Raw genomic sequence first — 26,569 nt, forward strand, 5'->3', positions numbered from 1 at the left:
CGAGGTTCAACATGTCCAAGATGCCCAAGAAGAACAAGATGCGTATCGATCAATGGCTGGTTGAGCAGGGGTTGATGCCTTCACGGGAAAAGGCGCAGGCGGCGATCATGGCTGGCCTGGTGTTTGTGGATGGGCAGCGGGTGGAGAAAGCAGGAAGCAAAGTGACTCCCGACGCCGCCGTCGAAATCAAGGGAGAATCGATGCCTTACGTCAGCCGCGGGGGCCTCAAACTGGAAAAGGCGATCCACACGTTTGGTGTTTCCCTCCAGGGAGCCACGGTTCTGGACATCGGGGCTTCGACGGGCGGCTTTACCGATTGTGCCCTTCAGCACGGCGCGCGTCTGGTATATGCGGTCGATGTGGGGTATGGGCAGTTGGCATGGAAACTGCGGCAGGATCCGCGTGTCATCCTTTTTGAAAGGACCAATTTCAGATATTTTCAGGCTGAGCGACTGACACATGGCCTTCCTGATTGGGTGACCATCGATGTATCCTTCATTTCGGTCAGGTTGATTTTCCCGGTCCTTGCCAACTTTCTGCCCGCCGAAAGCCATGTGATCACCTTGCTGAAACCGCAATTTGAAGCCGGAAGGCAACTAGTGGGAAAAAAAGGGATCGTTAGCGATCCCGAAGTTCACAAAAAAGTGTTGCATCAGCTCCTTGTGGCGATAGCGGAGCTGGGTTTTCACGGGTTGGGCCTGACCTTTTCCCCCATTACGGGCGGGGATGGGAACATTGAATTCCTTTCCCTGCACCAATTTTTACCGGGAGAGAAACCGGACGCCATATCATTCCAGAAAGTGGAAGAAGTGGTTGCGGCTGCCCATGCTGAGCTGTCATCGGGGCGTGCTTGAATCCCTGGCAAACGAGGTGATCCACATGGTCTGCGTCGGGATTTATGTCAATCCAACCAAAAAACATGCCTGGGAAGTCGCGAACCAACTGGTGCACTTGTTGGAGCAACACGGAAGCAAGCCCGTTTTGGAACCGGCCACGGCCGATTACCTGAAACGGAGTGACCTGGCGCTTCCGTTTGAGCAATTTCATCAGCGTGTTGAATTGGTTTTTGTCCTCGGGGGAGACGGCACATTGCTGGGAGTCGCGCGAGCCTTGGCGCCTTATCCCATTCCCATCCTCGGCATCAATCTCGGGCATCTGGGATTTCTCTCCGAGGCGGAACCGCACAATTTGGCAGACAGTGTTCGGCAGATCCTGGCAAAGCGGTATATCGTAGAAGAACGGATGATGCTGGAAACGCAGCTTTTTCGTGCCGGCAAACGGACGCATACGTTTCAGGCATTGAATGATGTGGGCATAGCCAAGGGATCCTTTTCCCGCATGGTGACCAACAAAGTATTGGTCAACGGGATGCTGCTCGGAAAATATTCTGGCGACGGCGTGCTGATTTCCAGTCCGACAGGCTCGACCGCCTATTCCCTTTCTGCAGGCGGGCCGATCATCAGCCCGAATGTAGAGGTATTGCTTTTCACCCCCATCGCCCCGCATACGCTGACCGCCCGTCCGATTGTCCTGTCGCCGGATGATGAAGTGGAGATCCAGGTTCTCTCCGATCATGAAGATCTGGGCTTGACCGTGGACGGGCAACTCGGCGTCCAGCTGCAACATGGGGATCAGATTCTGGTCCGTCGTTCCCCGTACACAACCCAGCTTGTCAAGTGGCGGGAGAATACGTTTTTTGAAGTGGTGCGGGAGAAGCTCCAGGGTCAAACCCAGGAAGAAGAGGAAGGGACTTGCAAGTGAAGGCGAAAAGGCGTCTCAAGATTCGCGAAATCATTGCCACGCAAGATATAGAAACCCAGGAGGAATTGGCGGAGGCATTGCGGCAGGCAGGGTTTCCTGTCACGCAGGCGACGATTTCCCGCGACATCAAGGAAATGCAACTGGTGAAAACACCGACGGCAAATGGCCGCTACAAGTATGCGCTGCCTGGGGACAGGGGAGTCAGCTCGCTGCAAAAATTGCGCCGGGCGCTCGAAGACAGTTTCGTCAAGCTGGATTACACGGAGTATTTCCTTGTTTTAAAAACCTTGCCCGGAAATGCCCATGCCGTCGCGGCGCTGATCGATCACCTGGAATGGCCCGAGGTGATGGGAACCATTGGCGGTGACGATACTATTTTGATCATTTGCCGCAGTCAGGAACTGACGGAGAGGGTGGCGGAGCGGATTCTAGAATTGCTGTAGCAGGTGAGGCGCATGCTGGAAGAATTGCACATCAGGCAGTTTGTCACTTTTGAAGAGCTGCATCTGCGTTTCGGCCGCGGTTTGCATATCCTGACGGGGGAATCGGGAGCAGGTAAATCGGTGATTCTGGATGCGCTGCAGCTATTGATGGGACAGCGCGCATCAGCCGATTATATTCGTCAGGGAGCCGAGAAAAGCTACCTCGAAGCGCTTTTTACATATCATTCGACACACCCTGTGCGGGAACTTTTGGCAGCGGCGGGCATTGCCGAGGAAGTAGAAACTGACGGGGAAAACGGGGAATGCTATTCTTTAATCCTGCAACGGGAAATTACGCGGCAGGGGCGCAGCACCTGCAGGGTCAACGGGCATTTGGTCCCGTTAAGCCTGCTTCGCCGTTTGGGAGAGGTTCTGGTAAACGTGTACAGGCAGCAGGAAAGCCATACCCTGAACGATCTGCAGGTGCAACGCCAGTGGCTCGACAGTCTGTTGCCGGAGGAAGGAAAAGCCCACCTGCAGGAGTATCGCAAGTGGTGGGAAAAATACCGGGATTGGCAACAGGAGTACCAGCATCTTCTCGAGCGTGAAAAACAATGGCTGCATCAGCAAGACCTCTACCGTTACCAGCTGGAAGAAATCCGCAACGCCTCCCTTGAGATCGGTGAGGAAGAACGGCTTGCCGCGGAACAGAAAATCCTTTCTCACGCAGAAAAGATCCAATACGCCATGCACAGCGCATACCATGCGCTCGCTGCTTCCCAAGGCGCGACCGATCAACTGGGCAAGGCGCTTGCTGATTTGGAACAAATCGTCCATCTGGACAGTGAATTAAAGCCGCTGATCGAGCTTCTCAACCAGGCCTATTACGCGACAGAAGAGGCCATCATTCAGTTGCGCAGGAAAAAAGAAACGTTTCACTTCGATCCGCACCGGCTTCATCAGATAGAAGAGCGGGTCTCGCTTATCCAGCATTTGAAGCGAAAATACGGCGATTCCATTGAGGCCATCTTGTCCTATGCCCGGCAGATTGAAGCAGAACTGGCACAGCTGGACCAGAGGGAAGAACGGCTGGCAGTGTTGAAGCGATCCATTTCGGAAGCGGAACAACACATGGCCATGCATGCCGAAAAATTGTCACGTTTCCGCCGCCGGCTGGCCGAGCAGTTGACTGAACAAATCCAGGCCGAACTGAATCAACTGCAACTGGGGAATATGCGTTTTCTGATCCAGGTCCTCCCTCGCCGTGAAGGCGGGGCGGATGCCCCGAAACGCCGCGTGTTCGACGCGCAGGGAATGGACGAAGTGTTGTTTCTTGTCTCACCCTATGCGGGGGCCGAGCCGTTGCCGATATCCAAAGTGGCCTCAGGGGGCGAGTTGTCCCGGCTGATGCTGGCGTTGAAAACAGTGTTTTCCAGCGTTGTTTTTTCCGAAACCAAAGAGACGACCACCATTGTTTTTGATGAAATTGACACCGGAATATCCGGGCAGAGCGCCCAAGCGGTGGCGGAGAAATTGATTCGCCTTTCCCGGGAGCACCAAGTGCTCTGCATTTCCCACCTCCCCCAAGTGGTCTGTATGGCCGACGCCCACTACCTGGTGCAAAAAGAAATCGGCGAGAACGGTGTAACCTCCGGCGTCCGCCTTCTGGACAGGCCTGAGCGCATTCAGGCTTTAGCCCGTATGTTGGAAGGAGATCACACGTCGGAACTCTCCCTTCAACACGCGGAAAATATGCTCCGGCGTGCGGAACAATTCAAGCAAACGATGTGGCCCGCGTAGCGGACACGGATGGAAGAAGCTTTGGAAAAAGAAGGATGAAACCTGTTCAGTTGGGCAATCCTAATAGCATCCCGAAAAAAGCGTGGGTGGCAGGATTTGTGGTTTATAAAAGCCTCCACGTACGGAGATCCTATGGGTACAGCGTGAAAAGACAGTTCAATCATCATGCTGGAGGGGATATGGGGGGTAAGGTGGGAGTGTGATTTTTTTGAATCAGCATTGGGCAAAACGTCTGTTCGGCCTTATTACCGCTTCGCTCTTGCTTCTTTTTGCTTTTTCATCCTCCTTTCTGGAATTTTCCACATTACCCGATCAACTTCGCTTTATCAAGGGCTCCGTTCATCAGCTGCCAAAGCTGAGCTTTACGACGGTCCAAACGACGAACACCGACGTTCTTTCTCTCCTCGACGCAGAGCAGCAAGCCACAACAGCGTTCACTTTTCAGACCAGGCAAACGGGAGAAACCCAACTGCAAGTCAAGCTTTTTGACAAGTTCCCGATTAAGACGGTCAATGTCGATGTCCTTCCTGACATCAAGTTAATCCCTGGGGGGCAATCCATTGGTGTCCAGCTTCAATCAGCCGGAGTGATGGTGGTCGGTTACCACATGGTTGAAAACTCCCGTCACCAACAAGTTTCACCCGCAAAAAAATCAGATATTCAAATTGGTGACCTGATTGTTCGCCTGAACAAAAAGCCGGTTCTCTCTTCGGAACAATTTACAAAACAGGTACAGGAGGCTGGGGAAAAAGGGGAGCCAGTCGAGATCGAACTGGTCAGAGGGAAAGAAAAAGTGCAAGTCCGGGTGCTGCCTGAAAAAAATGGAAGCACGGGAAAATATCAAGTCGGGCTCTATGTCAGAGATTCTGCCGCCGGTGTTGGCACACTGACGTTTTATCACCCGGAAAAAAAAGTTTACGGTGCCTTGGGCCATGTCATTACAGACATGGATACGCAAAAGCCCATCGTCGTCGGTGACGGAAAAATCCTCCTTTCCCATGTGTCGTCGATTCAACGGGGTGAAAGCGGCAGTCCGGGACAGAAGAGAGCTTTCTTCTACCATGACAAACCGATCGGAACGATCGAGAAGAATACGCCCTTCGGGATTTTTGGAAAGATAGAAAACTTTCCATACAACAGTTTGCCGCGGGAGGCCATTCCTGTCGCTTACGCCGAGGATGTGAAAAAAGGACCGGCAGAGATTCTGACTGTGGTTGAAGGGGACAAGGTGCAGCGTTACCGCATTGAGATTGTCGATGTCTTCCCGCAGCGATACCCAGCGACAAAAGGCATGATCATACGCGTCACCGATCCGGAGTTGCTTGACAAAACGGGTGGGATTGTCCAGGGCATGAGCGGCAGTCCCATCATCCAAAACGGCTGCCTCGTCGGTGCCGTGACCCATGTTTTCGTCAATGATCCCACGTCGGGTTATGCCACCTTTATCGAATGGATGTTGCGTGATGCGGGGTTATTGGAACAACATCCGAGGACAGGTGAATCGTCCTCGGATTTTTTTGCATTTTTAGAAGGAATTCCCTGACCCCTTGTCGAAGTTGTAAAACGATGAGAAATGGCATTGAGCAAAGTGGGTAGGAGGGTTTCATTTGGAGAAAGTCCATGTCATGATTGCAGACGATAATCGGGAATTTACGAAATTGTTGTCAGATTTTTTGGAGAAAGAAGATCGGATTGAAATTGTCGGTACATACTACAATGGAAATGAAGTCGTGGAAGCTTTGCAAACCTCTTCCAGCCTTCCGGATGTCATCATTCTGGACATCATCATGCCTTACCTGGACGGTCTAGGCGTGCTGGAGCAGATGAAAGAGCTCCGTTTGAGCAAGTCGCCGAAAGTGATCATGCTCACCGCTTTTGGGCAAGAGTCCATTACCAAAAAGGCGGTTGACCTGGGAGCCTCGTATTACATTTTGAAGCCGTTCGACATGCAGCTGTTGCTGCAGCGGATTTATCAAGTGGCTGATCCGGTGTCCTACACATTGTCTGGCTCTGGACTGCGGCACCATAGCCTGTGTCTGGAAACGCCCAATGGACACGAACCGGTCATGTTGCCGGGACAGGGACAAAACCCGCTCCGGGAGCTGGAGATCAAAGTCACCGACATCATTCACGAATTTGGCGTTCCGGCCCATATCAAGGGGTATCTTTATTTGCGCGAAGCCATTATGATGGTCTACCATGAGATTGAGTTGCTTGGTCATATCACGCGAAAGCTGTATCCTCGCATTGCCGAAAAATACATGACGACACCTTCCCGCGTGGAGCGAGCCATCCGGCACGCGATTGAGGTGGCCTGGAACCGCGGGAACCTGGAGTCCATCGAGAAAGTGTTTGGGTATACGGTACACCTGGATCGCACCAAGCCGACCAATTCCGAGTTTATTGCCATGATTGCGGACAAGCTTCGCCTGGAGTTAAAAGCGGGTTGACCGGTTTGTCTCTATCTTACAATCTTTAGCAAAATCCGACAAGCGATTTGGGGCAGAATTCAGCCGAATTCTGCCCCAATTTGTATTTATTTCCAAGGATTGAAATCGATGTCAGGATGGAAAAATACTAACGCAGGAATTTGATGCGTATCGCAAGGAGAGAGTGCGGGATGTTCACTCAGACCTCACGGCCCATCTTCGACGTGAGCATGGCAGAGGACGCCGGGGAAGGATCAGCCACAACCATTATCGGGACATGTATCGTAGACGGTTCGACAAAACGATTGTTGAAGCGCATTCAGCCGGGGCAAATCGCGGTGCTCTCCCACCAGGATATTGATGAACTTGCCGCATCGGAATTGGTTGAAAAAAAGGTATCGGCGGTGATCAACGCCCGTTCGACGTTCAGCGGCCGGTATCAGACAGCCGGTCCAAGGCGGCTTTTGGAAGCGCAAATACCAGTTTTCGATCTCAGGCGTTCCAAAGATTTTCAGCTTTTCCGGGAAGGGATGACGCTCTGGTTGACCGATCGGGAGATCGGCTGCTGGGACGGGACGCATTTCCATTTGCTTGCCGAGGCCAGCCGGCTGACTTGGGATGCCTATCGGCAACGGTGGAGCCAGGCGAAAGACAACCGGTTGATGGAATTCCACAAATTTGCCGAAAACACGCTGAAAAATGCCCAAATGGATTTGCATCAGATGTTCCATCAGAGCGCCAACCTGCCCCTGACCACCGTGATGGCAGGGCGAACTGTCGTGATTGTGGCGCGCGGACAACATTACAAAAAGGATTTGCAGGTGCTGCGACCGTTTATTCTCAGGGAAAAGCCCCTCCTGATCGGGGTGGATGGCGGGGCGGACGCGCTTCTTGAATGCGGGTTGCGGCCTGATTTAATCATCGGGGACATGGATAGCGTCTCCGTGACCGCGCTTTGTAGCGGCGCCGAGTTGGTCGTGCATGCCTATCCCGATCATTCTGCGCCAGGAATGAGGCGGCTACAGGAATTCGGACTGTCTGGCCATCTGTTCCCGATGTTTGGGACAAGTGAAGATGCCGCGTTGATGCTGGCATACGAAAAGGGGGCGGAAAAAATGATTCTCCTTGGTTCTCATTCCAATATGATTGATTTTTACGAAAAGAGTCGGGAGGGAATGGGCAGCACTTGTCTTGTGCGCATGTGGGTCGGTGACCGCTTGATTGACGCCAAGGGGTTTCACTATCTCATCACCCAAGAAATGGCGACAACGGTGGTGGAATCATGGTGACGGCCATCGTTCCCGCGTATAACGAAGAGGATTATATCGTGGAAACGCTGCTTGCTTTGCATGCGGCGGGTTGCTTTGAAGAAATTATCGTTGTGGATGACGGGAGTCAAGATCGAACCGCTGAATTGGCGCGGAGCTATGCCAAATTGCTGCGTCACCCGGACAACCGCGGGAAAGGAGCGGCCATTGCGACTGGCTTGGCATCCACGAACAGCCCGCTGGTTTGCTGGGTGGACGCCGATTTGGGGAGGTCGGCGATTCATGTCCGCCATTTGTTGACGCCAATTTTAGAAGATCAGGCGGATATGACCATTGCCCAGTTTCCGAAGCCTCAACGAAAAGACGGGTTCGGGATCGTGACATGGACAGCGGGAAAGGGGATTTACCGTCTGACGGGACATAAGATTGGGGCTCCTTTGTCCGGCCAGCGGGCGATGCGGAAAGAGATTTTATCGTCCGTGCAGCATTATCCATGCGGTTTTGGCCTTGAAGTGGGCATTACGGTGCAAGTGCTGCGTCAAGGCTATCGTCTCAAAGAGGTGCCCCTGCCGCTTGCACATCGGGCGACTGGCCGGAACTGGCGCGGCTTTGTCCATCGGGGGAGGGAATTTAAAGATGTCGTAAAAACCCTCTGGGAACTGTCCAGACAGGGATAAAAGGGAGGGAAGAGGGTGTTTGTCAAGGGAATCTGTCTCCTCTTGTGGGGGATATTGGGATTTGGCGGCGTCAAGTTGATCTATCCCCTGTTTGAACGGTTCCTGGCCGACATATCCAGTGTCCAGGTCAATTATCAAGGAAGGAAAACCCCGACCGGCACCGGGCTGCTTGTGTATTTCGTATGCTTTGCGATCGGGGGCTATCAATGGCTCTTTTCCGCAGAAACCAGCCGGGAATTTCTGCCCTGGCTTTTGCTTGGCTCCACCATCGCTGCGTTTGCCGGTTGGCTGGATGACCAGCATGGTGAACAGCAGATCAAGGGATTGCGAGGGCATGTTGCGGCCTTTTGGCGCCAAGGGCGGCTTACGACCGGTTTTTTAAAGGCGGTTGTTCTTTCCATCGCGGGCGGACTTGTCGCCTTGCCGCTAAGTCAGGGGTTTTGGCATTGGTTCTTTCAGACAAACCTCTTGATTCTGTCGGTCAATACATTGAATTTACTGGATGTCCGCCCTGGCCGCGCAGTGAAGGGTTTCTTGTTTTCTATCTCAGCCGTGGCGCCATTTTCTGTTGTTGGATGGCAGCAGTGGGACATCTGGATGCCTTACTTGGGGGCCGTTTTGGCGGTAAGCCGTTTTGACTTGCAGGCGCGTTCGATGCTGGGAGATGCAGGCTCCAATCTGTTAGGGATGGTTTTTGGGCTATGGTTGCTGACCACGCAACCCGAATGGGTAAAAGCCTTTTTCCTGTGCTTGTTTCTTGGCTTGCACAGCTTGGCTGAAGTGGGTTCGATCAGCCGCGTCATCGAACGTGTTCCCTTTCTCAGGTGGGTTGACGGGTGGGGGAGGCAAAACTGAGCTAGCGGGAAGACCTGGAGTTGAGCCGGCTCGCCTTTTCCGGATGATCCTGCTTTCCGCTTTTCTTCCGTTGCCGATGGAGAAGAAAACCGCCCAAGAAAAAGAGACCAAATCCGAGCAGCGCCAGGCCACCTGCCACGTGCCAGATCAGCTGCCAGACCATCCAGGCATAATCCTCGCTTCCGTCCGGCCGCAGGACATAAAAAAAATAGTAGGCGCTTTCCCGCAGCAGTTTCCATCCGTAAGCGGCGACGGCCAAAGGAATAAACAAAATCAGAAGGACAATCAAACGACTGTAACGCTGCATGCTCTCACATCCTACGTCCTTTCCCTGATGACAGGCGATGAGCTTTTTCAATTGTACCACATGAATCCCCCGGGAGGCAGCCACTTTGTGTGGCTTTACAATTCCTGCTGAATATCGGTACAATAGTGTAGAATCGAGATATTCAGAAGCGAACAGGTTTCGTGACGCAGGTGCACGCAAAGGGGAGTTGCGCGATGATTGAGGTATACCTTGCGGGAACGGTCGATTATCAGCTCGCCTGGGACTGGCAACGGGAACGGGTCGGGCAGGTATCCCGGGGAGAAAAGCCTGAAGCGCTCCTCCTGCTGCAACATCCGCACGTCATCACCCTGGGCAGAGGGAGCCACAGCGAACATGTCCTGGTCACGGAAGAGGAGGGATTCAGGAGGGGGGTTCAGATCGTCCAGGTGGACCGGGGCGGGGATGTGACTTACCATGGCCCGGGACAACTGGTGGGGTACCCCATCTTGAGTTTAAGCAGGCGTGGGAATGATGCCCGACGGTATCTCCGGGACCTGGAAGAGGTGTTGATCCGTTCGCTCCGGGATTACGCTCTGGAGGCGTCGCGCAAGGAAGGTTACACCGGGGTATGGGTGAAAGATGAAAAGATTGCGGCGATTGGCGTCAAATTAAACCGTTCACGCAACAACGGCTTTGTGACCAGCCATGGCTTTGCCGTCAATGTACATACCGATTTGTCGTTTTTTCAACTGATCGTCCCCTGCGGGATTCAGGAGTACGGCGTCACGTCGATGCGGGCGTTGGGAGTGGATTGTACACCGGAGGAGTTTGCGCGCGTCTTGTTAAGGCACTTTCACGATGTGTTCGAGCAGCCGCTCGATGTGAAAAAAGTGACCTCTCTCCCGGCCTGATGGACAAGGACTAGACAGATAAGGACTAGACAAAGGATAACCCAAAGGCGATGGTCGACAGGAGCATCGAAAAAATCACAAGGTAGATCACCCATTTGATCCATTTTTGGCTCATGAAGACTCACCCCACCCATCATTTCCGATGATGCCTGGTTCACCATTTATCCTATCTTTTGCCCAAGGTGATTGCAAGAGCCGTTTTTTGTCGGTGTGGCATTAGAATTTGGAAAAATGAGAGAATCCGAGGAGTGGAAGAAATGTCGACAGAAACGTTTGAACAGGCATATCGCCAGTGGCTGGAAAAGACGCAAGAACTGCTCGAAAAATTTCCGGAGCGGCAAGAGACGTTTACGACCCTTTCGGGCATACCGGTGGACCGGCTGTATCTGCCGGAGTCGCCAGACGAAAAGTATCTGGAAAAACTGGGCCTGCCGGGAGAATATCCCTATACGCGGGGGATTCAGCCAACCATGTATCGTGCCCGGTACTGGACGATGCGGCAATATGCCGGTTTCGGCAGCGCGGAAGAAACCAACCGCAGGTTTCGTTATCTTTTGGAACAAGGGCAGACCGGCTTAAGCGTGGCCTTTGACCTGCCGACGCAAATCGGGTACGACTCGGATGACCCGATGGCCGGAGGCGAAGTCGGAAAAGTGGGCGTAGCCATCGATTCGCTCCTGGACATGGAACAGTTGTTTGAAGGGATTCCGCTGGACAAGGTCAGCACCTCGATGACCATCAACGCCCCGGCCTCCGTTCTGTTGGCGATGTATATCGCTGTCGGCGAGAAGCAAGGGGTCGATCCGAAAAAATTGCAAGGGACCATTCAAAACGACATCCTGAAAGAATATGTGGCTCGCGGTACATATATTTTCCCGCCAAAGCCCTCGATGCGCCTGATTACGGACATCTTTGCGTATTGTTCGCAACACCTGCCGAAGTGGAACACCATTAGTATCAGCGGGTATCACATTCGGGAGGCGGGTTCGACTGCCGTCCAAGAAGTGGCTTTCACCTTGGCCAACGGCGTGGCCTATGTCCAGGCAGCGCTGGATGCCGGATTGGAAGTGGATGAATTTGCGCCGCGGCTGGCCTTTTTTTTCAACGCCCATAACCATTTCTTCGAAGAGGTGGCAAAGTTCCGTGCCGCCCGCAGAATTTGGGCCAAATTGATGAAAGAGCGTTTTCAAGCCAAGAATCCCAGATCCTGGCAGCTTCGCTTTCATACGCAAACCGGCGGTTCGACGCTTACGGCTCAACAGCCGGACAATAACATCGTCAGGGTCACCCTGCAAGCGCTCGCTGCCGTCTTGGGCGGCACACAAAGCCTGCACACCAACGCGCGGGACGAGGCATTGGCGCTGCCGACAGAAGAGTCGGCGCGGATTGCCCTGCGTACGCAACAGATCATCGCTTATGAAAGCGGCGTCGCTGACACCGTGGATCCCCTTGCCGGTTCCTATTTCGTGGAGTACTTGACAGACGCGATCGAAGAAGAAGTCTGGAAATATTTAGATGCCATTGAGGCGATGGGTGGGGCGGTTTCCGCGATCGAACAGGGATATATGCAACGGGAAATTCGCAAGGCGGCGTATGAAACGCAGCAAGCCATCGAACGGGGTGAGCAGGTGGTGGTTGGGGTGAACCGTTTCCGCATTGAGGAAGAGACGCCCCCGCAATTGTTGCGCGTGGATCCCGCCATTGCAGAACGGCAAAAGCAGAAGCTGGCAAAGGTCCGCGCCGAGCGAAATGCCGCGCAGGTCAACCATTGCCTGCAACAGTTGGAACAGGCGGCCAAAGGGGATCAGAATCTGATGCCGTATATTCTGGAAGCGGTTCGCGCCTATGCCACGGTCGGAGAGATCTGCGGCACCTTGCGGAAAGTATTTGGAGAATACCAGGCAACCTGAACCGAAGCCACCTCTTAAGCCACCTCAGTTGAAAAAGGAGTGAAACAGCTTATGTCTACACAGCCAATCCGCGTATTGGTCGCCAAGCCAGGTTTGGATGGGCATGATCGGGGCGCGCTCGTCATTGCCCAGGCCTTGAGGGATGAAGGAATGGAAGTGATTTATACCGGCCTGCGCCAGACGCCGGAGCAAATCGTCCACAGCGCCATTCAGGAAGATGTGGATGTCATCGGCCTGTCGATCCTCTCCGGTGCGCACAATGAGTTGGTTCCGGAAGTGATGCGTCTGTTGAAAGAAAATGAGGCGGAAGATATTTGTGTCGTGGTCGGGGGCGTCATCCCTGAAGAAGATATTCCGTATTTGGAATCATTGGGTGTGAAAAGGGTGTTTACTCCCGGCACATCGACACAGGAAGTGGCGCAATTTATCAGGCAACATGTCAAGCCCCAGTCCAATCTTTTGGTAAAGGCACAGCCGCCACGAAAAATGGCCCACCTGGGCATTGCGGTGAAAAATCTGGAAGAAGCCATTGCCGTTTACGCCAAGTTGGGCTTTCAACTGGAGAGCCAGGAGACGGTGGAAAGCGAAGGCGTCAAGGTGGCGTTTCTGACATTGGGAGAAAGCCATGTGGAACTGCTGGCCCCTCTTCATCCGCAAAGTCCGATCGCCAAATTCATTGAAAAGCGCGGCGAAGGGATTCACCATTTGGCGATTGAAGTGGACGATATCGAAACTCAGCTTGCTTCTTACCAGGCACAAGGCATCCAGTTGATTGATGAAAAGCCGAAAGCAGGTGCCCACCAGACGAGGGTGGCTTTTGTCCATCCCCGTTCCACGCACGGTGTTCTTTTGGAGCTTTGCCAACCTGCCCACTAAAAGCCCACTAAAAACCGAGCATCGCGTGATCAGGATACGTTGCGGACGTAGTTTGAATAAGGGAGTGGGAGGTATATCGTGAGGCCATCTGAGGATAATGCCGCAAAAATGCAGGAAAAAATCGAAGAGCTGCATCGTCGTCGCCAGAAAGTGGTGTTGGGGGGCGGCTATGAGAAGATCGACGCGCAACATCGGCGAGGCAAACTGACAGCCAGGGAACGGCTCAACATCCTTCTGGATGAAGGAACCTTTGTGGAATTAAACCCGTTTATTGAACACCGGAGCAACAATTTCGGCATGGATCAGGTTGAGGCTCCCGGTGAAGGGGTGGTCACCGGATTTGGAAAGATCCAGGGGCGGCCGGTTTACGTGTTTGCACAGGATTTCACGGTGTTTGGCGGTGCTCTGGGTGAAATGCACGCCAAGAAAATTGCCAATATCATGGATTTGGCGGCCAAGAATGGGGCGCCGGTCATCGGGCTGAACGATTCGGGAGGCGCACGGATCCAGGAAGGCGTCGTGTCCCTGGACGGGTACGGGCACATTTTCTACCGCAATTCCATCTATTCAGGCGTCATCCCGCAAATATCCGTCATCATGGGCCCCAACGCGGGAGGGGCGGTCTATTCTCCGGCGATTACCGATTTTGTGTTTATGGTTGAAAAAACCAGCCAAATGTTCATCACAGGTCCCAAGGTGATTCAGGCGGTTACCGGAGAACAGATTTCGGCGGAAGATTTGGGCGGCGCCCGTGTGCATGCCACGGTGAGCGGGAATGCCCATTTTACAGCGGCGACGGAAGAGGAAGCCCTTCAACAAGTCCGCCGCCTGTTGAGCTTTTTGCCGCAAAATAACAAGGAAATGCCGCCGCGCAAGGAAGCCAAGCCTGACGATGGATGGGTGGAAGAGCTGATTGATATCGTGCCGGTCGAAGGAACCAAGGTGTATGACATCCGCGAAGTCATCCATCGCATCGTGGATGATGGAGATTTTATGGAGGTCCACGAACGTTTTGCGCGAAACATTGTCGTCGGTTTTGCGCGAATCGACGGCTACTCGGTAGGGATTGTTGCCAACCAGCCCAAGGTGATGGCGGGCGGCCTTGACATCGATTCTTCCGACAAACTGTCCAGGTTCGTGCGCTTTTGTGACGCTTTCAACATTCCTCTCATCACCTTTGAAGACGTGACGGGATTTTTTCCGGGCGTCAACCAGGAACACCGGGGAATTATCCGGCACGGAGCGAAAATCTTATATGCCTATTCAGAGGCCACCGTGCCCAAGATTACCGTCATTCTCCGGAAAGCATACGGCGGCGCCTACGTCGCCTTGAACAGCAAGGCGATCGGGGCAGACGTGGTTTATGCCTGGCCGAATGCGGAAATTGCTGTCATGGGACCGGAAGGGGCGGCCAATATCATCTTCAGCAAGGAGATTGAACAAAGCGACGACCCGGAGGCTACCCGCGCGGCCAAGATTGCCGAATACCGGAACAAATTCGCCAATCCGTACGTGGCAGCAGCCCATGGGATGGTGGATGACGTGATCGATCCGCGGGAGACGAGAAAAAAACTGCGGGAGGCCCTGGAAATGCTTCGCAACAAGAAAGAAACGCGGCCGTGGAAAAAACACGGGAACATTCCACTGTGAGCCCTTGGCTTTTCGGCAACAAACCCTTTGAGAGGGCGTGATGGCGTGATTCGTTGGCAGATCGGAGAGGTGATGGATGTTCTCTCCAGCTGTCCCACCCTGCAGGAGCTGTCGGTGCGCGTGGAAGGAAGGACAGAAAAAGCGCTGAGTTTTCCTGCGCTGATTGGACCAGTGAGGAAGGGAGATCGCGTCCTTCTCAACACGACAGCCGTTTATCTGGGCTTGGGAACCGGAGGATACCATCTGGTGGCACAGACTGTCCAAAGAAACGGTTCGGATAAACCGGATGTTCAGCCTGTGTCGCCTCTGTCCTCCATTTCCGGCCACATCATGAAAATCCGCTACACGCCCTATCAAATCGCGGTGCAAAGTTGCGAAGAGGAAAACAGCCCTTTTCATGAGATCATGAAAACGGCCTCTTCGCTTGAGGGAATGCCGGTTTTAATCGGCGAGCTGCACAGCATGCTCCCCATTTTGGTGACCGGCATCAAATGGTTTAAAAAGACGCAGAACTGGCGCATCGTTTACGTGATGAGTGATGGTGCTGCCTTGCCCCTTGCCATGAGCCGACACGTCCAAACCTTGCGGTCATGTGATTGGATTGCGGGGACGATTACATATGGTCACGCGTTTGGCGGCGATCTGGAAGCGGTCAACCTGTATTCGGCGCTGCTGGCCGCAAGACACATCCTCCAGGCTGACGTCGCCATCCTGATGATGGGGCCGGGAACGGTCGGCACAGGGACAAAATGGGGTTTTTCCGGCGCAGAGGTGGCTGAAATGATTCATGCCACCTTTTCTCTCGAGGGACGGCCGATTTTGGTGCCCAGGATCAGTTTTGCCGACCGCAGAAGCCGCCACCAGGGGATCAGCCATCATCAGATGACCTTGATCAGGCAGGCGATACACGTTCCTTTCATCTATTCCGTACCGCCTTTTCAAGGCCGGGAAGAGGAAGTGATCCGCGGGCAATTGGCCTCCATCTGCCATTCGAAGGTCCAGCTTTACAGGAGATCCATTCTGGAATGGGATGACTTGTTTGCTCTTTTGGAACACTACCCTGGAAGCGAAATCACTGTTATGGGACGAACGGTGAGACAGGACCCCGCTTATTTTTGGGGTGTCCTGCACGGACTCGCCCCCCTGCTGGATTGACCCTCCGCAAATACTCTTCCAAGGTAAGCCTGGTGCGGGCCAGTTGCCGTAATTTTTCCCGAATTTCCCATCCCTTGCCCGAGAGGATCAGTTGATGCGGCGTGTGGACGCATTGAAAAGGGATTCGTTTCATTCGTTTCATCGCAACTTCCTCCTGTATCCGGTGTTGCTCATAATATATGGACAGTGTGGGACAAGTATGCTTGTAACTTGCGCAAAGCAGCCTACAAGGAGCGCGATCGATGAATACTTATGAAGAAAAAACGCTTCAGGTGGAAACGCTTTATGCCGGGCGGATTATTACGGTCAAACGGCATCAGGTGCTGCTCCCCGACGGCAAACAAGGGATGAGGGAAGTGGTTGAACACCCGGGGGCGGTGGCCGTCTTGCCCATTTTGGCTGATGGACATTTGTTGCTCATTCGGCAATATCGAAAAGCGGTAGAGGAGTCATTGATCGAGATCCCGGCCGGCAAATTGGAATCCGGAGAGTTACCCGAAGCATGCGCCCGGCGCGAGCTTTGGGAAGAGACGGGACTGACGGCAGAAAAACTGCAGTTCCTTTATTCGTTTTACACCTCGCCCGGTTTCGCCAATGAACGGATTTACCTGTTTCTGGCATGGATTGGAAAGGACAGCGTCCAACGGCCACCTTCTCTGGATGAGGATGAATTTGTTGAGCCGTTCGCCGTCACCCTTGAAGAAGGCTTGCGTTGGGTGATGGATGGCCGGATTAAAGACGCCAAAACGGCGTTGGCTATCCAGGCCTGGAATCTTTTACAAATGGGAAAACTGGAAATTTGATTCTATCCCCCGCTGATCCTGAATAGGATTCCAATAAATAGGGGGAACAGGGTATGAAAAGAGCGATTGGAACACTTGCGACACGCACGCGCATTCTTCGCGGCACATTGTTATTTACGTCGATTCTGTTCATCATGGGCGTGATCTTCGGTGCAATCCTGGTCAATGTGATGGGTCCGGAACAGCGAAACGAACTCCTGGACGATCTGAATCAGTTTTTCCTGCATGTCAGCCATTCCCAAACCGACTCACCTGGCATTCTGAACATGTTGGGAGAAGAATTGAGACTGGTTCTGGTGCTCTGGATACTGGGGCTTTCCGTGATTGGCTTTCCCCTTATCCTGGCTATTGTCTTTGCGAAAGGGATGGCCATCGGCTTTACGGTCGGTTTTTTGGTTCAACAATTGACCTGGAAGGGCATCTTGCTCGCTGCCGTCAGTGTTTTGCCGCAGAATCTCTTACTCATTCCCGCTTTGTTGCTGGCATCATCGGCAAGCATTCTCTTTTCGCTGTCACTGCTCCGGATGATTTTTCGCAAGGGGCCGGCCATGGTGCGTGAAGAATGGCTGCAGTACAATGGCATCATGTTGACAGTGGGAGGCATCTTTTTTGTTGCCGTTCTCGTGGAGTCCTACGTCTCCCCCTACCTGATCGGGTGGGTGACCTCGGCGTGGAGTTGATTGACGATCCTCATTGAACAGATTATCAAATGATACCCATTCTTAATTAGTTTGACTTGCCTTTTACCCCTTCCTATAATGTAAGGTAGTGATCTTGGGAGGGGTCTGAATGGAAGAACGACTGGAGCAAATCAAAGAAAAAATGCATGCCATGAATTACAAGTTGACTCCACAACGAGAAGCAACCCTCCGCGTCATGTTGGAAAACCAGGTTGACCATCTCAGCGCAGAAGATGTGTATCTGCTTGTGAAGGAAAAATTTCCGGACATTGGACTGGCGACCGTATACCGAACGTTGGATTTGCTCAGCGATCTGAAAGTGATTAACAAACTGAATTTTGGCGACGGCGTGGCCCGTTACGAGATGCGCGATGAAAACATGGAGCATCATCACCATCATCTTGTCTGCGTAGAGTGTGGAGCGGTGGACGAGATTATTGAAGACTGGCTGGGACCCATTGAAGAGAAAGTGGAGCGCGACTTCGGGTTTAAAATTTTGGATCATCGGTTGATTTTCCACGGCGTGTGCCACCGTTGCCAGGCAGTGGACAACCAGGGGCCTCCTGAGCATCCGGATGAGCGTTCTGGAATGCACAGCCAGGAAAAGGACACCGGGAAAAAATCGTCACACCGCCGCGGTTCCAACTTCTCACGTTAAAGTGAGAAGTTTTGCCTTAGAGGTGACCAACATGGATGAAGCCCTTGACCGATTTATTCATTTTTTAAAAGTGGAGAAAGGCTTGTCGAGGAATACTGTGGAGGCATACCACCGCGACATTTTTTATTACCTTTCCTATTTGCGGAAAGAAGGGGTCCTTCGGTTGGAAGACAGCCATGAAGGGCACTTGCTGAACTATTTGCGGCTGCAACGGCAGGCCGGCAAGTCCAGCGCTTCTGTGGCCCGTCTCACTGCATCCTTGCGTAATTTTTACAAGTTTTTGTGGCTTGAGAAAAAAATTCCGCATAATCCGGCCCAGGATTTGCCTACGCCGAAACGGGATCAGCGCTTGCCCCACGTGCTGACGGCCGCTGAAGTGGAGGCTTTGCTGAACACGCCGAAGCGGGACACGCCGCTTGGCATACGGGATACGGCGATGCTGGAGCTGTTGTATGCGACCGGGATGCGTGTCTCGGAACTGTTGTCTCTCAAACTGACCGACCTTCAACTGGAGATGGGGTTTTTGAAATGCCTCGGGAAAGGTTCAAAAGAGCGAATCATTCCGGTCGGGCAGCTTGCGGTTGAAGCGGTCAACCGCTATCTCGCGTTTGGCAGGCCCCATTTGCTGAAAGGAAAAACCAGTGACGTCCTGTTTCTGAATTCCCGTGGAGAACCGCTTTCCCGGCAAGGATTCTGGAAAATGATCAAACGGTACGCCCGGCAAGCTCAGATCACCAAACCTCTGACACCACACGTGCTTCGCCACTCTTTTGCCACCCACTTGCTGGAAAATGGCGCCGACCTGCGATCGGTCCAGGAAATGCTGGGGCATGCAGACATTTCGACGACGCAGATTTATACCCATGTGACGCATTCGAAAATCCGCGATACATACCGCATCGCTCACCCTCGCGCCTAGGAGGGAGACGCGGGAAAGGGGTGTCTTCGATCAATTATCGTCGCATCATATTGATCGTCTTGGACAGTGTTGGGATTGGGGCCCTGCCGGATGCGGCCCATTTTGGCGATGAGGGGACGAATACCCTGGTTCACATTGCGGAAAAACGCGGCTTGCGCGTTCCCCATTTGGCTTCCATGGGACTGGCCCATATCCATCCCATTCCAGGACTGAAACCGCCTGCAAGGCCTTTGGGCGCCTATGGAAAAATGCGGGAAATATCGGCGGGGAAAGATACGATGACAGGTCACTGGGAGCTGATGGGCCTTGAGATAGCCAAGCCGTTTCAAACTTTCCCGAATGGCTTTCCAGCCGAGTTGATCGAAGCATTCAGCGCCCGAACGGGCCGGCAGGTGCTGGGAAACAAGCCGGCTTCGGGAACGGCAATCATTGAGGAACTGGGTGTTCAGCATATGGAAACGGGCGCCTGGATTGTTTATACTTCGGCCGACAGCGTCTTCCAGATTGCGGCGCACGAAGACGTGATCCCGCTGGCGGAATTGTACCGGGCGTGTGAAGTGGCCAGGGAATTGACCCTGGAAGAGCCATGGCGGGTAGGGCGGGTGATTGCCAGACCGTTTACAGGTTCGCCCGGCGCCTTTCAGCGGACGCCCCGGCGCCGGGATTACGCCGTAAAGCCCCCTGCTCCCACGGTAATGAACCGGTTGCAGGAGGCGGGGCTGGATGTGATTGCCATCGGCAAAATTGCCGATATCTACAGCGGAGAGGGTGTGACCCGCAGCATTCCGACCCGTTCCAACATGGATGGGGTGGACCGCATCCTGGAAGTGCTGAGTGAACCCTTTTGTGGCCTGGCTTTTGCGAATTTGGTGGATTTTGATTCGTTGTACGGGCACCGCCGTGATCCGGAAGGGTATGGACAGGCTTTGGAGGAGTTTGATGCGCGGATCCCGGAAATGCTGGAAGCCCTAGGTTCTGATGACCTGTTGATCATCACGGCCGATCATGGCAACGATCCCACGCACACGGGAACCGACCATACCCGGGAATATGTTCCCCTCCTGGTTTACCATCCGGCCATTCAGCCGGCCAACCTCGGCATCCGTCAGACCTTCGCCGACGTGGGTGCCACGATCGCAGAAAATTTCGGCGTGAGGAAGCCGCAAATCGGCCAAAGCTTTTTGTCAGAGATCAGGATTGAGGAGAGTCGTATATGATGGACGCCACTGAAACATACCGTAAACAGGTCCAGGAGACGGCGCATGTGCTGCAGCGCCGCCTTGGCGGTTTTAAGCCGCAGGTAGCGCTCATTCTGGGTTCAGGCCTTGGCGCGTTTGCAGAGGAAATTGAACAGCCAATCGAGATTCCTTATGAAGCCCTGCCGCATTTTCCGATCTCGACGGTACCGGGACATGCCGGAAAGTGGGTCGCCGGAACGGTGGAAGGGTGTCCCGTGCTCTGCATGCAAGGCCGCTTCCATTATTATGAAGGCTATTCGATGGCACAGGTCACCTTTCCGATTCGCGTGATGCATGAGCTGGACATTGGGACCCTGATCATTACCAACGCCTCAGGAGGCATCCGCCCGACTTTTCAACCCGGCGATTTGATGCTGATCGAGGACCATATCAACTGGATGTTTGCCAACCCTTTGCGAGGGCCGAATGTGGATGAGTGGGGGCCCCGCTTTCCTGATATGTCGCAAGCCTATGACAGGGAGCTTCTTTCGCTCGCTGAACAGGTTGCCGCCCGCTGCGGCCTTTCCGCGCAGCGAGGCGTTTATCTGGCGGTTACCGGCCCCAGTTATGAAACGCCCGCTGAAATCAGGGCGTTCCGCAAACTGGGGGCCGACGCGGTCGGCATGTCCACCGTCCCTGAAGTCATCGTGGCCAGGCACCAGGGGATGAGGGTTTTAGGGATTTCCTGCATTGCAAACCTCGCCAGCGGGATCTTGGATCAGCCCCTTTCCCATGAAGAAGTGGTACATACCTCCAACCAGGCCAAAGACCGCCTGACAGCGCTGATCAAGGGCATACTCAAGGAGTTGAAACGATGAGTGTGAAGGCCGTCCGAGTCATGGAATCGGTGGCTGCCATTCGCCGGCTCACTTCTTTCCGGCCGCGCATCGGCCTGATCCTGGGCTCCGGCCTGGGAGAACTGGCCGATCGGATTGATTCTTCCGTGACCATCCCTTTTCGAGAGATTCCGCATTTTGCCGTTTCCACCGTGCCGGGCCACAAGGGTGAACTGGTCATTGGCCAGTTGGAAGGCCAGACGGTGGCGGCCATGCGTGGCCGGGTCCATTACTACGAAGGCTGGCCAATGGATAAGGTCACGTTTCCTGTGTATGTGATGCGCGAGCTGGGCGTCGAGCAACTGATTCTCACCAATGCGGCTGGCGGTTTGAATCCCGCTTTTTCTCCCGGCGATTTGATGCTGATTGCCGACCACCTCAACCTCACCGGAGACCATCCTCTGATTGGTGCCAATGATGAACCGCTGGGGCCCCGGTTTCCCGATCTGTCCTCCGCATATGACAAACAGTTGGGGCTGCGTTTGAAAGAGGCGGCGAAACAACTCGCGATCAGCTTGCAAGAAGGGGTTTATGCCGGAATCAGCGGTCCCAATTACCTCTCCAAGGCAGAGCTGAGAGCATTATTGCGCCTTGGCGCAGATGCCCTGGGCATGTCCACCGTTCCCGAGGCGATCGCGGCCAATCATTGTGGCATGAAGGTTCTCGGCCTTTCTTGCATTACGGATATAGCCAATCCGGACCTCCTGGAGCCGCCAACTCACGAACAGGTATTGCGCGTCGCTGAAGCGGCCAAACCAGCCTTTCTTTCGTTGCTGTGCCGTTATATTCGTTCCTGCGGGGAGGATTGAAAGTGCGTGCGGTGGATTTGATCCGAAAAAAGCGAGAGGGTCAGCCCCTTTCCCGGGAAGAAATTCACTATCTCATCAACGGATTTACAACTGGACGCATCCCCGATTATCAGATGGCGGCATGGGCCATGGCTGTCTGTTTTCGCGGCATGGATGAGCAAGAGACGGCCGAGCTCACGGAAGCCATGGTCCGCTCAGGAGAGCAAGTGGATCTTTCGGGAATTGACGGCGTCGTGGTAGACAAACACAGCACGGGCGGCGTGGGGGACACCACTACCCTTGTTCTGGCGCCGCTGGTGGCTGCCTGCGGCGTGCCCGTCGCCAAAATGTCCGGCAAGAGTCTGGGGCATACGGGCGGGACCATTGACAAACTGGCGGGCATACCCGGCTTTACGACCCAACTGGACAGACAGCGTTTCATCCAGCAGGTGAACCGTATCGGCTTGGCCTTGACAAGCCAGTCGGAAAGCCTGGTTCCGGCAGACAAGCGGTTATACGCATTGCGGGACGTCACGGCCACGGTGGATTCCATCCCGCTGATTGCCAGTTCGATCATGAGCAAAAAAATCGCATCCGGTGCCCAGGCCATCGTCCTCGATGTCAAAGTGGGCAGCGGAGCTTTTATGAAAACGCTTGAAGAAGCCGACGAGCTGGCCCGGATGATGGTTCAGCTGGGCAACCGGCTGGGGCGGAAAACGGCGGCGGTCATCAGCGATATGAACCAACCTCTGGGGAGGGCAGTGGGAAGCGCGCTGGAGGTGCGGGAGGCGATCCTCGCCCTGAAGGGAGAGGGGGAGCCGCGTCTCGTTGAACTTTGCCTGCATCTTGGCAGCCTGATGCTGCTTTTGGCCGGCCGCGTACCTTCCGAAAAAGAGGGGCGCCGCCTGCTGGAAGAGGCGCTTGCAAGCGGGCAAGCGCTCGCCAAGATGAAGCAATGGATCGCGGCGCAGGGGGGCCAGCCCGAAGTGGTCGACGAGCCGGAACGACTGCCGCTGGCAGCCTTTAGGCGGACGGTCCGGGCGCAAGAAGAGGGGTATCTGAGCCGGATCGACACGGAGCAGGTCGGCATTGCCGCCGTGATGCTGGGAGCCGGACGAAACGTCAAGGAGGATCATCTGGACCCGTCCGTGGGTTTGCTGTTCGAACAGCGTCTCGGTCAATATGTCCGGCCAGGCGATCCCCTGTTCACGATCTACAGTGGAAATGAACAGGCGTCAGAGGTGGAAGCCCTTTTGCGCAAATCGGTGCACCTTTCCAAGACACCGCCTGCGGTTCCGCCATTGATTTACCAAACGATAACGGGCCCGGGCGATTGAAAAAGTCGCAGGACGGCCGTTTTGCTGATTAATCTCCTTCTTTTCTGGAACAATAGGAAAAGAAGGAGGTTGTGTGGATTGAGACCCGTGAAAACGTTAACTCTCATCCTCCAAATCAGTGTTTGTGCCGCTTTGCTATTCCTGTTTCCGGCACAGGGGATGGCCAAGGAACCGGCCGATCTGGCACCGCAGGCTGTCTCCGCCATTTTGATGGAGGCGTCAACAGGAACCATTTTGTTTGAAAAAAACGCTCACAAAAAGCTGCCGCCGGCGTCCATTACGAAGATCATGACGATGCTGTTGATCATGGAAGCGGTGGAGGAGGGCCGAATCACCCTTGATGAGCAGGTTCGGGTGAGTGAACATGCGGCCTCGATGGGCGGTTCCCAGATTTTTCTGGAACCTGGCGAACAGATGTCGGTCCGCGATTTGTTGAAGGGAATTGCCGTGGCTTCGGGCAATGATGCTTCGGTCGCGATGGCAGAACATATTGCAGGCACAGAAGAAGCCTTTGTCGAGATGATGAATCGGAAGGCGCAGGAACTCGGATTGAAGGATACGCACTTCATGAACGCCAGCGGGTTGCCGGAAGAGGGGCATGTAAGTTCGGCCTATGATATTGCCGTCATGTCGCGCGAACTGCTCAAATATGACACCATCACGCAATATACAAGCATTTATCAGGATTACTTGCGTCAAGACAGCAAAAATCCTTTCTGGCTGGTCAATACAAACAAGCTGGTTCGTTTTTATGAAGGGGTGGACGGACTGAAAACGGGGTATACCAGCGAAGCCGGGTTTTGTTTATCCGCGACGGCCAAAAAGGGAAAGATGCGCCTCATCGCTGTCGTGATGGGTGAACCGGACACCAAATCCCGCAACCGCGAAGTGAGCCGGCTGCTGGATTATGCGTTTGCCCAATACACCGTTCATCCGCTGTACGAAAAAGGCGACTTTATCGCGCATGTACAGGTCAACAAAGGAGCCCAGCGCCAAATTCCGCTCCACGCTCCGCAGCAGATCGGCATCTTGATGCAAAAAGGAGAAAAAATACAGGATTACGACACGGAAATTGTGCTCAACGAACCTCTGCAGGCGCCGCTGAAGCAGGGAGATGTATTGGGGTATGTCCGGGTATTAAAAGAGGGTCAGACCCGCCTGACTTACGAATTGACTGTGCCCCACGACATTCCAAAAGCCAACATCTGGCAGCTTTTTAAACGGACGAGCAAAGATCTCCTATTCCCATTCAAGTCTGGGAACTGAAGCCACTTCCTGACGAAAATATCGCGGCATAAGGCATCCCGCTTCTGTTTGGAAAGAGGCGGGAATTTTTTTGGACGGCCACTTGATCCGGGAACCATTTTCGCGCATTTTGTATTCTTTTTTCTACTTTTGTCGGAGGGAAGGAATTTTTGTGAAGCCCGTAGAAATAGCATGGTAAGAAATCATGATCACGGGGAGAAGGGAGCGCAATCATGGCCATCGCATGGGAACAGGACAGATACCGGGATCTTTTACTGGTTCGTCTGATCGGTGAATTGGATATGCAAACCGCAGAGTCTGTTCGTCAGATGTTGCAGGAGGAGCTTGCCAAAGGAACGGTGAAATCCTTGGTTCTCAACTTGCAAAGGCTTCAGTTTATGGACAGCTCCGGTCTCGGCGTGATCCTCGGCAGGTACAAAACCCTGCAAGCGTTGGGCGGAAAGTTGCTGATCTGCGGGGCAAACCCAACGGTCAGGCGATTGCTGGAGCTTTCAGGGGTTTTCAAAGTTTCCGCCGTTTTTGAGACAGAGGACGAGGCGCTTCAATCGATGGGGGTGATGACCCGTGAAAAGTAATTTCATGAGCATTTCCTTTGCTGCCGTGCCAGAAAACGTTTCTTTTGCCAGGGTGGTCGTGGCCGCTTTTGTTTCGCAGGTCGATCCGACGATGCAGGAATTGACCGATTTGCAAACGGTGGTGTCGGAGGCCGTCACCAATGCGATTGTGCATGGATACGACAACAACCCCGATGGGGTGGTTACGATCACGGCCAAGTTGATCGAGCAGGCCGTCGAGCTGACCGTCGAAGACCGAGGGGTAGGGATCGAAAACCTGGAAAAGGCCCGGGAACCGCTTTATACGACCAAGCCGGATAAGGAACACACTGGAATGGGCTTTACAATTATGGAAAACTTTGTTAATGATATACAGATAGAGACCGCGCTCGGAAAAGGGACAAAAATCCGTTTTGTCAAATACCTTCAGGCCAATGAAGCCATGTATAATTAGGGTGATCCGATGAATACAGAGGATAAAAACCTGGATAACCGGGACAGGGAACAACAAGACAGCCCCTATCTCACGGATGCGGAAGTCCGCGATCTGATCGCGCGCAGCCAGGCGGGGGACAGTGAAGCCAGAAACCGGCTGGTCAACGCCAACATTCGCCTGGTATGGTCGGTTGTCCAGCGGTTCTTGAACCGGGGGTACGAGGCGGATGATCTGTTTCAGATAGGGTGCATCGGGCTGTTAAAAGCGGTGGACAAGTTTGACTTGCGTTACGACGTCAAATTTTCCACCTATGCGGTTCCGATGATCATCGGCGAGATCAAGCGCTTTTTGCGCGATGACGGCAGTGTCAAGGTCAGCCGTTCGATGAAGGAGCTGGCGAACCGGATTCGCAAGATGCGCGATGAACTGTCCAAAGAATACGGCCGTCAACCTACCGTTTCCGAGATCGCCAATGCGCTGTCCATATCCCCCGAAGTGGTGGTCTTGGCGCAGGAGGCCAACCGGACGCCGACCTCCATACACGAGACGGTGTTTGAAAATGACAGTGATCCGATTTTGCTCATGGATCAAATTGCTGACGATTCATATGAGAAATGGTTCGATCAAATCGCATTGCGGGAGGCCATTGAGCGTTTATCCGAACGGGAACGGTTGATCGTCTATTTGCGGTATTTTCGGGACCAAACGCAGTCGGAGGTGGCAGAACGCCTGGGCATTTCCCAGGTTCAGGTTTCACGCCTGGAGAAAAAGATTTTGCAGAGCATCCGCGATCAGATCGGTTAAATTTGCTCGGTTCGCGCCTGACAGTTAGAGTAAAATAATCATTGGCTAGCAGGCAGGAAAATCGCTTATAAAAAGCGAAAAGAGACCTGTCACACCCTTCAGCAAAGGAGGTCTCTTTTCGATGGAATTATTCAATTACACTTCCAGTCTAGCGCAACAAATCGTTGAGGGCAAGATCAATTTCATCCAATTGGAGCAAGAGATCTTTCGGATGGTGAAAGCGCTGGGCGCTCTTATCATGGAAAAAGTCATTGTTGAAGCGGACCAA

General features: G+C 53.7%; 26 protein-coding genes and 1 pseudogene. 26 read left to right on the forward strand and 1 reads right to left on the reverse strand.

What is annotated here, in order from left to right; genetic code table 11:
• Window positions 1-20: 20 nt before the first annotated feature.
• The 9 genes from BAA01_07795 to BAA01_07835 all read left to right on the forward strand — a co-directional run bounded on the left by BAA01_07795 (window position 21) and on the right by BAA01_07835 (window position 9,212).
• Window positions 21-854, forward strand: a complete 834-nt coding sequence (locus tag BAA01_07795; GenBank protein OUM84846.1) for an RNA methyltransferase — start codon at window positions 21-23, stop codon at window positions 852-854.
• A gap of 25 nt (window positions 855-879) precedes the next feature.
• A complete protein-coding gene (locus BAA01_07800; protein OUM84847.1) occupies window positions 880-1,761 on the forward strand; it encodes an NAD(+) kinase in 882 nt (293 codons plus the stop codon).
• On the forward strand, window positions 1,758-2,204 hold the full coding sequence (locus tag BAA01_07805) for an arginine repressor (GenBank protein ID OUM84824.1): 447 nt from the start codon (window positions 1,758-1,760) through the stop codon (window positions 2,202-2,204). The genes BAA01_07800 and BAA01_07805 overlap by 4 nt, the downstream gene beginning before the upstream one ends.
• Before the next feature lie 12 nt (window positions 2,205-2,216).
• A complete protein-coding gene (locus tag BAA01_07810) occupies window positions 2,217-3,983 on the forward strand; it encodes a DNA repair protein RecN (GenBank protein OUM84825.1) in 1,767 nt (588 codons plus the stop codon).
• A gap of 208 nt (window positions 3,984-4,191) precedes the next feature.
• Window positions 4,192-5,526 (forward strand): SpoIVB peptidase, encoded by a 1,335-nt coding sequence (locus BAA01_07815; protein OUM84848.1) that lies wholly within the window; start codon window positions 4,192-4,194, stop codon window positions 5,524-5,526.
• Between the two features lie 64 nt (window positions 5,527-5,590).
• On the forward strand, window positions 5,591-6,433 hold the full coding sequence (locus BAA01_07820) for a sporulation transcription factor Spo0A (protein ID OUM84826.1): 843 nt from the start codon (window positions 5,591-5,593) through the stop codon (window positions 6,431-6,433).
• Window positions 6,434-6,603: 170 nt separating this feature from the next.
• Complete coding sequence (locus tag BAA01_07825; GenBank protein OUM84827.1) at window positions 6,604-7,701, forward strand: hypothetical protein; 1,098 nt, start codon at window positions 6,604-6,606, stop codon at window positions 7,699-7,701.
• On the forward strand, window positions 7,695-8,357 hold the full coding sequence (locus BAA01_07830) for a hypothetical protein (protein OUM84828.1): 663 nt from the start codon (window positions 7,695-7,697) through the stop codon (window positions 8,355-8,357). The genes BAA01_07825 and BAA01_07830 overlap by 7 nt, the downstream gene beginning before the upstream one ends.
• A 15-nt stretch (window positions 8,358-8,372) precedes the next feature.
• A complete protein-coding gene (locus BAA01_07835; GenBank protein OUM84829.1) occupies window positions 8,373-9,212 on the forward strand; it encodes a hypothetical protein in 840 nt (279 codons plus the stop codon).
• 1 nt (window position 9,213) lies between these two features.
• Here BAA01_07835 and BAA01_07840 read toward each other — a convergent pair whose 3' ends face one another.
• Window positions 9,214-9,603 carry a hypothetical protein gene (locus BAA01_07840; protein ID OUM84830.1) on the reverse strand — a complete coding sequence of 130 codons (390 nt, stop codon included), beginning with the start codon at window positions 9,601-9,603 and terminating at the stop codon, window positions 9,214-9,216.
• Between the two features lie 110 nt (window positions 9,604-9,713).
• Between BAA01_07840 and BAA01_07845 the strand changes: the two genes are divergently transcribed.
• From BAA01_07845 to BAA01_07925, 17 genes and pseudogenes are all read left to right on the forward strand, one after another.
• Window positions 9,714-10,391 carry a lipoyl(octanoyl) transferase gene (locus BAA01_07845; protein OUM84831.1) on the forward strand — a complete coding sequence of 226 codons (678 nt, stop codon included), beginning with the start codon at window positions 9,714-9,716 and terminating at the stop codon, window positions 10,389-10,391.
• Between the two features lie 257 nt (window positions 10,392-10,648).
• Complete coding sequence (locus tag BAA01_07850; protein ID OUM84832.1) at window positions 10,649-12,301, forward strand: methylmalonyl-CoA mutase; 1,653 nt, start codon at window positions 10,649-10,651, stop codon at window positions 12,299-12,301.
• A 51-nt stretch (window positions 12,302-12,352) separates the two neighbouring features.
• Window positions 12,353-13,177: a methylmalonyl-CoA epimerase gene (locus tag BAA01_07855; protein ID OUM84833.1), complete on the forward strand. Its 825-nt coding sequence runs from the start codon at window positions 12,353-12,355 to the stop codon at window positions 13,175-13,177.
• Between the two features lie 108 nt (window positions 13,178-13,285).
• On the forward strand, window positions 13,286-14,827 hold the full coding sequence (locus BAA01_07860; protein OUM84834.1) for a methylmalonyl-CoA carboxyltransferase: 1,542 nt from the start codon (window positions 13,286-13,288) through the stop codon (window positions 14,825-14,827).
• Window positions 14,828-14,872: 45 nt separating this feature from the next.
• Window positions 14,873-15,982 carry a hypothetical protein gene (locus tag BAA01_07865; protein OUM84835.1) on the forward strand — a complete coding sequence of 370 codons (1,110 nt, stop codon included), beginning with the start codon at window positions 14,873-14,875 and terminating at the stop codon, window positions 15,980-15,982.
• Between the two features lie 242 nt (window positions 15,983-16,224).
• Window positions 16,225-16,785 (forward strand): hypothetical protein, encoded by a 561-nt coding sequence (locus BAA01_07870; protein OUM84836.1) that lies wholly within the window; start codon window positions 16,225-16,227, stop codon window positions 16,783-16,785.
• A gap of 53 nt (window positions 16,786-16,838) precedes the next feature.
• Window positions 16,839-17,465 carry a stage II sporulation protein M gene (locus BAA01_07875; GenBank protein ID OUM84837.1) on the forward strand — a complete coding sequence of 209 codons (627 nt, stop codon included), beginning with the start codon at window positions 16,839-16,841 and terminating at the stop codon, window positions 17,463-17,465.
• Window positions 17,466-17,574: 109 nt separating this feature from the next.
• Window positions 17,575-18,003 (forward strand): annotated as a pseudogene (locus BAA01_07880) (transcriptional repressor).
• 151 nt (window positions 18,004-18,154) lie between these two features.
• Window positions 18,155-19,042 carry a site-specific tyrosine recombinase XerD gene (locus tag BAA01_07885; protein ID OUM84838.1) on the forward strand — a complete coding sequence of 296 codons (888 nt, stop codon included), beginning with the start codon at window positions 18,155-18,157 and terminating at the stop codon, window positions 19,040-19,042.
• A gap of 29 nt (window positions 19,043-19,071) precedes the next feature.
• Complete coding sequence (locus tag BAA01_07890; protein ID OUM84849.1) at window positions 19,072-20,259, forward strand: phosphopentomutase; 1,188 nt, start codon at window positions 19,072-19,074, stop codon at window positions 20,257-20,259.
• Window positions 20,259-21,098: a purine-nucleoside phosphorylase gene (locus BAA01_07895; protein ID OUM84850.1), complete on the forward strand. Its 840-nt coding sequence runs from the start codon at window positions 20,259-20,261 to the stop codon at window positions 21,096-21,098. Before BAA01_07890 ends, BAA01_07895 begins: the two co-directional genes overlap by 1 nt.
• Entirely contained in the window at window positions 21,095-21,925 is an 831-nt protein-coding gene (locus tag BAA01_07900; GenBank protein ID OUM84839.1) for a purine-nucleoside phosphorylase, read from the forward strand. The genes BAA01_07895 and BAA01_07900 overlap by 4 nt, the downstream gene beginning before the upstream one ends.
• Before the next feature lie 2 nt (window positions 21,926-21,927).
• The gene (gene deoA / locus BAA01_07905; protein OUM84840.1) at window positions 21,928-23,241 is read left to right on the forward strand and encodes a pyrimidine-nucleoside phosphorylase; all 1,314 of its coding nucleotides are present in this window, start codon (window positions 21,928-21,930) and stop codon (window positions 23,239-23,241) included.
• Between the two features lie 87 nt (window positions 23,242-23,328).
• Window positions 23,329-24,507 carry a D-alanyl-D-alanine carboxypeptidase gene (locus tag BAA01_07910; protein ID OUM84851.1) on the forward strand — a complete coding sequence of 393 codons (1,179 nt, stop codon included), beginning with the start codon at window positions 23,329-23,331 and terminating at the stop codon, window positions 24,505-24,507.
• Between the two features lie 212 nt (window positions 24,508-24,719).
• A complete protein-coding gene (locus BAA01_07915; protein OUM84841.1) occupies window positions 24,720-25,082 on the forward strand; it encodes an anti-sigma F factor antagonist in 363 nt (120 codons plus the stop codon).
• A 4-nt stretch (window positions 25,083-25,086) separates the two neighbouring features.
• Window positions 25,087-25,515 carry an anti-sigma F factor gene (locus BAA01_07920; GenBank protein ID OUM84852.1) on the forward strand — a complete coding sequence of 143 codons (429 nt, stop codon included), beginning with the start codon at window positions 25,087-25,089 and terminating at the stop codon, window positions 25,513-25,515.
• A gap of 9 nt (window positions 25,516-25,524) precedes the next feature.
• Window positions 25,525-26,301, forward strand: coding sequence for an RNA polymerase sigma-F factor (locus BAA01_07925; protein OUM84842.1), 777 nt, complete (start codon window positions 25,525-25,527; stop codon window positions 26,299-26,301).
• Window positions 26,302-26,569: the final 268 nt, after the last annotated feature.

This window comes from Bacillus thermozeamaize, assembly GCA_002159075.1.
Classification (GTDB): domain Bacteria; phylum Bacillota; class Bacilli; order ZCTH02-B2; family ZCTH02-B2; genus Bacillus_BB; species Bacillus_BB thermozeamaize.

Excerpts from the sequence above, each read along its gene's own strand:
- BAA01_07920 (OUM84852.1), top strand. The coding sequence starts at position 25,087 with ATGAGCATTTCCTTTGCTGCCGTGCCAGAAAACGTTTCTTTTGCCAGG.
- BAA01_07850 (OUM84832.1), top strand. The coding sequence starts at position 10,649 with ATGTCGACAGAAACGTTTGAACAGGCATATCGCCAGTGGCTGGAAAAG.
- BAA01_07795 (OUM84846.1), top strand. The coding sequence starts at position 21 with ATGCCCAAGAAGAACAAGATGCGTATCGATCAATGGCTGGTTGAGCAG.
- BAA01_07860 (OUM84834.1), top strand. The coding sequence starts at position 13,286 with ATGCAGGAAAAAATCGAAGAGCTGCATCGTCGTCGCCAGAAAGTGGTG.
- BAA01_07915 (OUM84841.1), top strand. The coding sequence starts at position 24,720 with ATGGCCATCGCATGGGAACAGGACAGATACCGGGATCTTTTACTGGTT.
- BAA01_07925 (OUM84842.1), top strand. The coding sequence starts at position 25,525 with ATGAATACAGAGGATAAAAACCTGGATAACCGGGACAGGGAACAACAA.
- BAA01_07810 (OUM84825.1), top strand. The coding sequence starts at position 2,217 with ATGCTGGAAGAATTGCACATCAGGCAGTTTGTCACTTTTGAAGAGCTG.
- BAA01_07870 (OUM84836.1), top strand. The coding sequence starts at position 16,225 with ATGAATACTTATGAAGAAAAAACGCTTCAGGTGGAAACGCTTTATGCC.
- BAA01_07895 (OUM84850.1), top strand. The coding sequence starts at position 20,259 with ATGGACGCCACTGAAACATACCGTAAACAGGTCCAGGAGACGGCGCAT.
- BAA01_07830 (OUM84828.1), top strand. The coding sequence starts at position 7,695 with ATGGTGACGGCCATCGTTCCCGCGTATAACGAAGAGGATTATATCGTG.
- BAA01_07800 (OUM84847.1), top strand. The coding sequence starts at position 880 with ATGGTCTGCGTCGGGATTTATGTCAATCCAACCAAAAAACATGCCTGG.
- BAA01_07875 (OUM84837.1), top strand. The coding sequence starts at position 16,839 with ATGAAAAGAGCGATTGGAACACTTGCGACACGCACGCGCATTCTTCGC.
- BAA01_07825 (OUM84827.1), top strand. The coding sequence starts at position 6,604 with ATGTTCACTCAGACCTCACGGCCCATCTTCGACGTGAGCATGGCAGAG.
- BAA01_07900 (OUM84839.1), top strand. The coding sequence starts at position 21,095 with ATGAGTGTGAAGGCCGTCCGAGTCATGGAATCGGTGGCTGCCATTCGC.
- BAA01_07845 (OUM84831.1), top strand. The coding sequence starts at position 9,714 with ATGATTGAGGTATACCTTGCGGGAACGGTCGATTATCAGCTCGCCTGG.
- BAA01_07885 (OUM84838.1), top strand. The coding sequence starts at position 18,155 with ATGGATGAAGCCCTTGACCGATTTATTCATTTTTTAAAAGTGGAGAAA.
- BAA01_07855 (OUM84833.1), top strand. The coding sequence starts at position 12,353 with ATGTCTACACAGCCAATCCGCGTATTGGTCGCCAAGCCAGGTTTGGAT.